7 protein-coding genes are annotated in these 10,297 nt (G+C 39.7%); 6 read left to right on the forward strand and 1 reads right to left on the reverse strand.

Features of this window, described 5'->3' with window-relative positions:
- The first annotated feature begins 11 nt into the window (after positions 1-11).
- Both MTN97_RS05685 and MTN97_RS05690 read left to right on the forward strand, forming a co-directional pair.
- Positions 12-668: a 3-oxoacid CoA-transferase subunit B gene (locus tag MTN97_RS05685; protein WP_013464895.1), complete on the forward strand. Its 657-nt coding sequence runs from the start codon at positions 12-14 to the stop codon at positions 666-668.
- Positions 669-915: 247 nt separating this feature from the next.
- Positions 916-1,794, forward strand: coding sequence for a LysR family transcriptional regulator (locus MTN97_RS05690; protein ID WP_013464894.1), 879 nt, complete (start codon positions 916-918; stop codon positions 1,792-1,794).
- 843 nt (positions 1,795-2,637) lie between these two features.
- Here MTN97_RS05690 and msrA read toward each other — a convergent pair.
- Entirely contained in the window at positions 2,638-3,924 is a 1,287-nt protein-coding gene (gene msrA, locus MTN97_RS05695; protein WP_248473878.1) for a peptide-methionine (S)-S-oxide reductase MsrA, read from the reverse strand.
- Between the two features lie 360 nt (positions 3,925-4,284).
- On the opposite strand from msrA, the gene pxpB reads away from it, so the two are divergent.
- From pxpB to MTN97_RS05715, 4 genes are all read left to right on the forward strand, one after another.
- Positions 4,285-4,941, forward strand: a complete 657-nt coding sequence (gene pxpB, locus MTN97_RS05700) for a 5-oxoprolinase subunit PxpB (RefSeq protein WP_248473879.1) — start codon at positions 4,285-4,287, stop codon at positions 4,939-4,941.
- Entirely contained in the window at positions 4,938-5,879 is a 942-nt protein-coding gene (locus MTN97_RS05705; protein WP_248473880.1) for a biotin-dependent carboxyltransferase family protein, read from the forward strand. The genes pxpB and MTN97_RS05705 overlap by 4 nt, the downstream gene beginning before the upstream one ends.
- A gap of 286 nt (positions 5,880-6,165) precedes the next feature.
- On the forward strand, positions 6,166-7,833 hold the full coding sequence (gene asnB, locus MTN97_RS05710) for an asparagine synthase B (protein ID WP_248473881.1): 1,668 nt from the start codon (positions 6,166-6,168) through the stop codon (positions 7,831-7,833).
- 772 nt (positions 7,834-8,605) lie between these two features.
- Entirely contained in the window at positions 8,606-10,186 is a 1,581-nt protein-coding gene (locus MTN97_RS05715; RefSeq protein ID WP_248473882.1) for a BCCT family transporter, read from the forward strand.
- The last annotated feature ends 111 nt before the right edge of the window (positions 10,187-10,297 follow it).

Genomic DNA, 10,297 nt, shown 5'->3' on the forward strand with positions numbered 1-10,297 from the left:
GAGCACTTAAAATGGCATTATCACGTGAACAAGTCGCAATGCGCGTCGCTCAAGAGCTACAAGATGGGTACTATGTTAATTTAGGCATAGGTATTCCGACACTCGTCGCAAACTATGTACCCGATGGCATAGAAGTTATGCTACAGTCCGAAAATGGCCTATTAGGTATGGGTGAATACCCAACCAAAGACACAGTAGATGCAGATATGATCAACGCGGGTAAAGAAACCGTGACGGCAGCTACCGGTGCAGCTATATTTAATAGTGCAGATAGTTTTGCCATGATACGGGGTGGTCATGTAGACTTAACAGTTCTGGGTGCATTTGAGGTAGACCAAAACGGGTCTATAGCCTCATGGATGATCCCTAAAAAATTAATAAAAGGCATGGGCGGAGCAATGGATTTAGTTGCTGGTGCAAAAAACATTATTGTTACTATGACCCATGCGAGTAAACACGGCGATTCTAAATTATTAGAAAGCTGTACGTTACCGCTGACGGGCGTTAACTGTGTTAAAAAAATAGTAACCGATTTAGCTGTATTAGAAGTTAAAGACGGCGCATTTCATTTGCTAGAACGCGCACCAGGCGTATCAGTTGATGAAATTATTAGTAAAACGGCAGGTAAGTTGCTTGTCGACGGTGATATTCCTGAGATGGTGTTTTAAACCACTCACAATTTCACCCTGTACCGACCTCATTCCCAGTGCCAATGGCGCTGAGTTACCCAAAATCCCTCGCAAGAGGGATTTTTTTTGCCTTTATTTTAGTTTTTGCACTATAGTGAGAATTTAACGCACTACTTAGGTGAATTCACCCTAATAAAAAAATTAAATAACTGATATAGTTAGCTTTTATTTTTGGTTTAATAATTGCCTGTAATAAGGTGATTGAAATAACTTTATATTGGATACCATGCAAACACCTATTCGCGGCCTTCGCTCTTTTTGTTTTGCCGCAAAAAGCTTAAGTTTTAAACATGCCGCCAAAGAGCTGTATTTAACGCCATCGGCGGTCAGCCATCAAATAAAGCAGCTAGAAGAGCAGCTGGGCATTGATTTATTTCAAAGGCAAACCCGTTCCATAAGCTTAACGCCAGCTGGTAAAAACTTTTTTGAAGCGATTTACCCCATTATAAATATGCTGGAAAGCACCATCACCGAATTTAGTCAGTTACAACAAAATGTAAATTTAACCATTACCCTGCCCGAGTTCTTTGCCAGTGAATTGCTAATGCCAAAACTAAGTGAGTGGACGAGTGAGCATCCTAATATTAATTTACACATGGACACCCTTAAAACACGAAAAGAGTTGACTCGCCAAAGTGATTTATCAATCATTTTATCTTCAAGCAAACCGCTTGATGGGCTAGCTACTGAGTTATTTAATTTAGAATATATTCCAGCGTGTAATAAAAAGCTGCTCGATCAGTGGCAAAACGATCACTGCCAGGCGCTCAATCAAGTGCCGCTTATTGTTCACAAAGCCCGGCCTTGGGCATGGCACCAATGGGCTGAAAAAGTCGGTATTGATGACTTTTCCCCTGCACAAATTATTCAAATAGACAGTATGTTTGGCGTAGCACGGGCTGCACAGCAAGGTATGGGCATTGCACTTATTCCTTTGCCAATAAGTCAAAGCTGGCTGGATGAGCAATGGCTCTACAAACTGTTTGAGCAACCACTAACAACAAAAGACAAATACTATTTAGTTCAGCATGGCTCAAGTACCGCTAATCACCCTCTCGATTTGTTTGCAAAATGGGTGATTAACACCTTTAGGCAAACTAAATAGCACATTCAATTAAGCGCTCCTTGTTGAGCGCTTATTAGCTAATTTTAAAGTGTGCAACTTTTATTTTTAAAATTCCCCTACCGGAAAAACAACAAAAGCGACTATTTATCATTGATTTATTTATTAAAAAAATCTAAAACCCCATAAGTTAGTTTTTTTCACTTATTAGTTTTGTTTTTATCGCTTGTCGAAATTGAGTAAAAGCTCTAAAGTTAACTCAACCAAACGGCAACACGCTAAAAAATATAAAACGTGTTATTTAAATCAGATTTCATTAGTTTGTAACAACGAGCTAGTAAAAAAGAATCTTTATTGTGTGTGAAGATGTTGTCAGTGTAAAAAACAGCTCAAGTTCGGTGGTGACTTAGCTTGAGTTGTTTTTATTTTTACCCTTACACCCGCCAATAAACTTAAGAATCTTTATTGTGTGTGAAGATGTTGTCAGTGTAAAAAACAACTCAAGTCCGGTGGTGACTGAGCTTGGGTTGTTTTTATTTTCATTCTCATCAACAACAATAAGCCAGAGTTAGTTTTGTACTAATACAACCCCCCGAATCTTTATTGTGTGTGAAGATGTTGTCAATTGAAATGCAGCGACCGTTAAGTATCTACTTAACCTGAACTTTGGTTAAGAGATTTACTAACGTATTGAATCAAAATTGATATTTATGTTTATTTTCTCTAGCCAGAGATTTCCAGTGAAAACAAGGCGAAATTACGCGTCAATAGCTCGCCTATTGCAAGTAAATTCAACGTAGTTAGCGCTGTAAATAGCTGCTTGAGATAGATTTATTATCCAGAGTTCAGGTTACTTAATCATCGCTGCTTTTTTTTGCTTAAAATTTACTGTTTTCTGGCTACAAATTCTAAAACAGTCGCATTAATACAATATCTATCTTGCCCTCTAGGCCCCTCACCCGGAAATAAATGCCCTAAGTGAATACCGGTACTTTTAGACTTAAGCTCAATGCGCTGCATTCCCCAGCTATTATCTTCATGTTGAGTTACACTATCTTTTATTGGGTGGGTAAACGAAAGCCAACCGGTGCCTGAGTTAAATCTATCGCGGGTATCAAATAATGGCTCACCGCTTAGTTTATCAATAAAGATGCCATCGGGCGTGTTTTTAAAAATAGCATATTCTTTGCAGTAAGGGCTGTCGGTTTTAGCATTAAAAGCCACTTTATAAGCTTCACTGTTGCCAAGCTTAAACGCACCTAAAGCTTTATAAAATTGCTCTGCGTTCATGTAGCCTTGGCGAGAATAGACCTCAACCCCATTTTCTAAAAATAATATGGTAGGCGTAGCCCATGTCGCCGATTTAATCGTTAACCCTGCAAGCTGATCAGCATGGCGGAAAGTCATTGGAATTGTGCCTTTATAATCATTGGCAACGGCCGCTTTAAACTTTTCGCAGTAAGGGCAATAACTTTGCGAGTCTAAAATGACAATCTGTTTGCCATTTAATAATGCAGTATTATCTACCTTAGGTTTATCACTTTGGGTAAATACAACGCCGGTTGAATGATCAGGGCAATAGCCGTTTGGATTTTTTTCAAGGTAATTTTGATGATACTCTTCAGCCGAATAAAAGCGTTCAAGTGGCTTTATTTGCGTCACTATTTTTCCATAATCGGCTTTACTTAATAATTGCTGATACTCACTCGTGACGGCTTTTGCGATACTCGCTTGCTGATCGGTAGTGGTTAAAATAATAGAGCGATATTGCGTTCCTACATCATTACCCTGACGATTCTTTTGCGTTGGATCGTGGCTCTCGTAGTAATTTTGCAACAACTCTCTTGCTGAAATAATATTACTATTAAAGGTAACCTGCACCACTTCGGCGTAATTATCTTCATCAAAGCGACGGGATAACTTAGTGATATTTCTATAGGTTGGCTTAAATCCTTGGCCATCGGCGTAACCCGATTCAGCGTCTAACACACCATTAAGTGCTTCATAGCGTTTTTCTGCCCCCCAAAAACAGCCCGAACCCAGCACTATTTTTTCAACATGCATGGTTGCATCTAAATCAGTTGGTTTGATTATTTCATCTGACGATATAGCACTCATTGCACTTAGTAAGCCCACAATGGCAAACGCCGATAGTATTACCCGCTTAAACATACGATGACCTCTTAGTTTTAGTTACTCTAGGGTCTGTTGACCTTCCAAGGTTAAATTTGCAGCAGTTTGTTTGGTGTTTAGACAAGGCAGAGCCTATGTGGTGTGGTTATTCCCCATAAATAGGCGATAACGAAGCATCAATGCCAAACAGGCGCTGCCCTTCGGGTTCTGCCTAGGAGCGATTTTAATCCGCAAAGGTCAACAGACCCTAAAGCAGACCTTTAAACGCAAGAATAAATTTCACACACAATAAAACTTTACGAAGACGGGAATTTAATCGATCCCAGTTTGTCTATTAATATCGTAATAGCACATCGACTGTGATAGCTTAAATACAAACAATATTAATAAGTTATCTGTATGAGCACTTTGCCAAGTATAAAAATATTAACAAATTCTAGTCTGCTTTTTGATGTTTCTCACTACAGTGAACAACACATACTTGCGACGCAAAAAAAACTCTGGGCGCTGTCACAGTATTGTAAAAACACCAATGAGTTTATAGATTTAGTCCCCGGGATGAACTCATTAACCTTGTATTTAAAATCAGCCAGTAATTTACATCAATGGCAAAACACCTTAACCAAACTATGGGATGAGGTTGATGATTACGCCTTTGAAAGTCAGCATCATAAAATAGACACCTATTATCAAGGTGAAGATTTAAACTATGTGGCTAATTATCACCAGCTAACAATAGATGAGGTAATTAATCTACACAGTAAAGAAATTTACCATGTGTTGTTTTTAGGTTTTGTGCCCGGTTTCCCTTATTTACATGGGCTCAACGCTCAACTGTTTACCCCAAGGCGTGATAACCCACGAGTCAGTGTTCCTAAAGGCGCAATTGCGATTGGGGCAGACCAAACAGGCATTTACCCTGAAGACTCACCCGGTGGCTGGCATATTATTGCTCATACTGATGCCTGTTTATTTGATGCAACCGCCTCAAACCCTTGTTTATTTAAACCCGGTGACACCCTTCAATTTGAGCCTGTTAAAAGGAGTAAACAATGATTAAAGTAATCAAACCCGGTATACAGCTTACAATCCAAGATTTAGGCCGTGTGGGTTTTCGTCATTTAGGGGTTAGCCGCTCGGGTAGTCTAGACACCTATGCGCACATTATTGCCAATCGCTTAGTAAATAATCACGATAACGATGCCGTACTTGAACTCACCGTTGGGTTATGTGAATTACAATTTGAGTGCGATACCGTCATTGCTCTGCATGGAGCCGACTTAAATGCTAGACTTGACGCTCAAGCCATTTACCCCGGGTGGAGTTATCCGGTAAAAGCAAAACAAACACTTAAATTTGATACAGGACGCGGTGGTTCCAGAGCTTACATTGCCGTAAAAGGTGGAATTGAATGCCCTGAAGTTATGGGTTCTAAATCAACTGACTTAGGGGCAGCCATTGGTGGTTATAATGGCCGAGCATTACAAAGCGACGATATTATAAAAATAACCCCCTATATTCAGCCTTGGCTATGCAATAAAGGCGCATTAACACCGCCTAAACGAAAAGTTATTCGGCTACATCAAGGCCCACATCATGAACTACTTACACCTGAGTGTATAAACGCTTTCTGTACCACCTCATTTACTATTAACCCGAATAGCAATCGAATGGGAGTACGCCTAGATCATAATAATAGCCAAATAATGCAACACTCGCTTTCGCTACACTCACTCGCGGTAGCACCGGGAAGCGTGCAACTCCCACCCGATGGCAACCCAATTGTGCTATTAAATGATGCACAAACAACGGGGGGCTACCCATTGATAGGCCATGTAATAGAGGCGGATTTACATCAGTTTGCTCAGTTTAGAACCGCCGATTCAATTACTTTTGAGTTTGTAACGCTTGAACAAGCAAACGCGGCAAAAAACAAACTCGATGCACATCTATCTCAGCTTAAACTGAGTTTAAATCGCGCTTGGGCTAATTAACTTAAAGCTATTTCCTAACGATTATATTTGCACCTACTTGGTGCAAATATAAATTTTCATGAGCATTAAATGCTTATCCCTGCCTGTTTTAAATTAAAAATTGTACAATCAGTTGCTATCACACTATCAACTTCACCATGTTGGTGCACCAGCAACTTATTTGGTGCATAAATTATTCTTATTAATTTAAAAAAGCCGTGTGACTTAGTTATTTATTTCTGATAAAACAAGGTTAGTCTTTAGCAAACTCGCTATCGTAGGCACTTAATAGGAATGAGGAAAAATTATGTGTTCAATTTTTGGTGTACTCGATATTAAATCGGATCCCGGCCAGTTACGCACTCAGGCAATCGAAATGTCTAAACTGTTACGTCATCGTGGGCCTGATTGGTCTGGTGTGTATTCATCTGATAAAGCAATTTTAGTGCATGAGCGCTTAGCCATTGTTGGCGTATCAAGCGGTGCTCAACCCCTTTACAACCCAGAAAAAACCCATATTTTAGCGGTTAATGGCGAAATTTATAATCACAAAGAGCTGGCCGCTAACTTAGAGGTCGACTTTGATTTTCAAACCCAGTCAGATTGTGAAGTGATTTTAGCCCTGTATAAACAAAAAGGACCGGCATTTTTAGATGACTTAAATGGTATTTTTGCTTTTTGTTTATATGACGAAGAGCAAGACGCGTACTTAATTGGTCGCGATCACATTGGTATTATTCCACTTTACACAGGTCACGATGAGCACGGTAACTTTTATGTAGCGTCAGAGCTCAAAGCACTCTCACCTATTTGTAAGCACATTGAAGAGTTTCCGCCGGGGCATTACCTTTACAGCAAAGACGGCAAATTAACCCCTTACTATCAACGTGATTGGCAACGCTTCGACGCTGTTAAAAACAACGATGCTAAAGCAGAAGATGTAAAAGATGCATTGGAAGCGGCGGTTAAGCGCCAGCTTATGTGTGATGTACCCTATGGCGTATTGCTATCGGGTGGCTTAGATTCATCGGTTATTTCCGCTATTACCCAGCGCTTTGCTGCAAAACGTATTGAAGATAACGATGAAAGTGATGCTTGGTGGCCTAAACTGCATTCCTTTTCGGTGGGTTTAGAAGGCTCCCCCGATTTAGCCGCAGCGCAAAAGGTAGCTGATATGATTGGGACTATTCACCACCCCATTATCTTTACTATTCAACAAGGTATTGATGCACTTAAAGAAGTGATTTACCACATTGAAACTTACGATGTAACCACCATACGTGCATCAACCCCAATGTACTTAATGGCCCGTCAAATTAAAGCCATGGGTATAAAAATGGTGCTCTCAGGTGAAGGTGCAGATGAATTATTTGGCGGTTATTTATATTTTCATAAAGCGCCTAATGCACAAGAGTTTCATGAAGAACTGAACCGTAAAGTTTCAAAGCTCCATATGTTTGACTGTTTACGTGCCAATAAATCAATGGCGGCTTGGGGTGTTGAAGCACGCGTACCATTTTTAGATAAAGAGTTTGTTGATGTGGCAATGCGCATTAACCCTGAAGCTAAAATGTGTAAAGACGGCAAAATTGAAAAACACATTTTACGTGCAGGCTTTGACGGCTACCTCCCAGATGAAGTGTTATGGCGTCAAAAAGAGCAATTCTCTGATGGCGTTGGCTACAGCTGGATAGATACCTTAAAAGAGTTTGTTAATGAGCAAGTAACGGATCAAGAATTGGCGAATGCCAAATTTAAGTACTCAATTAACACGCCAGACTCTAAAGAAGCGTATTTTTACCGCAGTATTTTTGAGTCGCACTTCCCAGGCGATGCCTCGGCTAAGTGTGTACCACATGGTAAATCAGTTGCGTGTTCAACCCCAGAAGCACTTGCATGGGATGCATCATTTCAAAATAATGCCGATCCATCAGGGCGCGCCGCGGGCGTTCACAATGAAGCATATATAAAATAGTTCACACACTACCTACGCTGCAGGTTAAATACTGCAGCTTTACTTCGCTATTTTTTGTACATAATTTTCTTAAAAATTTTATAGTATTGAGAGAAGTAAATAAGAATACAAAAGCCATTCCATCTCTTTTTAGTTTCTGTTGTTTGTCCCTTCTCTAAAAGCGAAGCGTCTCTTTGCCATTTTTGTGAATTAAATCTCACAGGTAAGATAAGCCTTCAACCAAATTAGTTTTAATAGCAGAATAATTTAGTCGCTTTTTACAAAAACTATTTCAATCCAACTTTTCATTAGCCTCATTGAAAAATGTTTAACTGGCTCATAACCCTAAAAAATAAAAATATTATTAAAATGTAACTAAAAAATCATTTTAACAATTAATAGTAATTTAAAACCCTGGCTTGGGTTTTTACGTATACAATAGCGCTTTTAGTTATTTTCTTGCCTGATTAGGCCGAATATTCACTTACTTAGCTTTGCATTCATTGCTATTTACGACTATAAAATAAAGTGCTAGCGCGTTAGTTTTCATTTTCTCAGCGACCAGACATGTACAAAAAAAGACAAAGTCAGCTCAAAATTTTAGCAAAGTGTTAATTCTTTCGTATTTAATATTTAACTCCCCTAGCAGTAAAGGTATGATGGGCAATTGAATTAGTTAGTCTTCTAATTATTCGTGTTGTTAGCTTTGGCAAAGAATCTAATAACACGAATACAGTGAACTATAAAAAACTGGCATTAAGCCAGCCTGTTTCATTAACCAATGAGGTATTGCATGAGCGAGAATCATGACAAGTACAGTATTGACAATACGGACTACACCGTAGGTCAAGACAACGTGCAAAAATGGGGGTTTGATATACATAACCCTGTATTCGGAATAAGTGCAGGGTTAATAGCGCTGTTTTTAATTGCCGTATTAGTATCTGATGCCGAAGTTGCTAAAACGACGCTAGATGGTATTAAAACCGATATTATTAATAATTTTGACGGCCTGTTTATGTGGGCTGCTAACTTCTTTGTTATTTTTTGTTTAGTTTTAATTTTTTCGCCTTACGGCAATATCCGTTTAGGCGGCGACGATGCTAAACCATCTCACTCTCGTACTTCTTGGCTGGCAATGTTATTTGCAGCAGGTATGGGTATTGGCTTAATGTTTTGGGCGGTTGCTGAACCAGTTGCATACTACACTGGTTGGTATGAAACACCACTCAATGTAACAGCTAACACACCAGAAGCCGCAAAAATGGCAATGGGTGCAACTATGTTCCATTGGGGTCTTCATCCATGGGCCATTTATGCGGTTGTCGCGCTTTCGTTAGCGTTTTTTACTTACAATAAAGGCTTACCACTTTCTATTCGTTCGATTTTTTACCCAATTTTAGGTGATAAAGCGTGGGGATGGCCTGGTCATATAATTGATATTTTAGCTGTATTAGCAACCTTATTTGGTTTAGCTACGTCGCTTGGGTTAGGTGCACAACAAGCTTCTGCCGGTATTAACCACGTATTTGGTTTAGAAGGTGGCGTAGGTTCGCAAATTCTGGTTATTACAGGTGTTACTTTACTAGCCGTCGTCTCTGTTATTCGAGGCATTGATGGTGGCGTTAAATTACTTAGTAACGTCAATATGCTTATTGCTTTAGTGCTACTGGTATTTGTATGTTTAGTTGGTTTTGCTGTATCTATGGGTAATATACCAAACACGGTAATGGGCTATGTAGAAAACATTATTCCGTTAAGTAACCCACATGGTCGTGAAGATGAAACATGGATGCATGGATGGACAGTATTTTATTGGGCTTGGTGGATTTCGTGGTCACCGTTTGTAGGTATGTTTATTGCCCGTGTTTCACGTGGTCGTACAATTCGTGAGTTTTTAACCGCTGTACTACTTATTCCTACAGCAGTCACTATCCTGTGGATGTCTATTTATGGCGGCATCGCAATTGACCAAGTAGTTAATGGAATTGGTGCCCTAGGAACTGACGGTTTAACAAGTGTGCCTATGGCGATGTTCCAAATGCTTGATGAAATGCCAATGGCGAACGTTTTATCTTTCATTGCTATTGTTTTAGTACTGGTATTCTTTATTACTTCTTCTGATTCAGGGTCACTTGTAATCGATTCAATCACAGCAGGTGGTAAGATTGATGCGCCGGTACCACAGCGTATTTTTTGGGCGTCTGTTGAGGGTGCTATCGCTGCTGCATTACTTTGGATTGGTGGCACTCAAGCGATTGAAGCACTGCAAGCGGGGGCTATATCAACCGGTCTGCCATTTACCATTGTATTGTTATTGATGTGTGTAAGCTTAATTTTAGGTTTACGAACTGAGCCTCGCCCAGTTAAATAACACACATTTCATAATAAAAAAGCCGCAAATTGCGTAATGCCAGTCAGTTAAGAACTGACTGGCATTTTCTTTTATAGGGGTACTTATTCGGCTTCTTTCTTATCACCCTTG

Source organism: Pseudoalteromonas sp. 2CM36K (assembly GCF_023161865.1).
Taxonomy (GTDB): domain Bacteria; phylum Pseudomonadota; class Gammaproteobacteria; order Enterobacterales; family Alteromonadaceae; genus Pseudoalteromonas; species Pseudoalteromonas tetraodonis.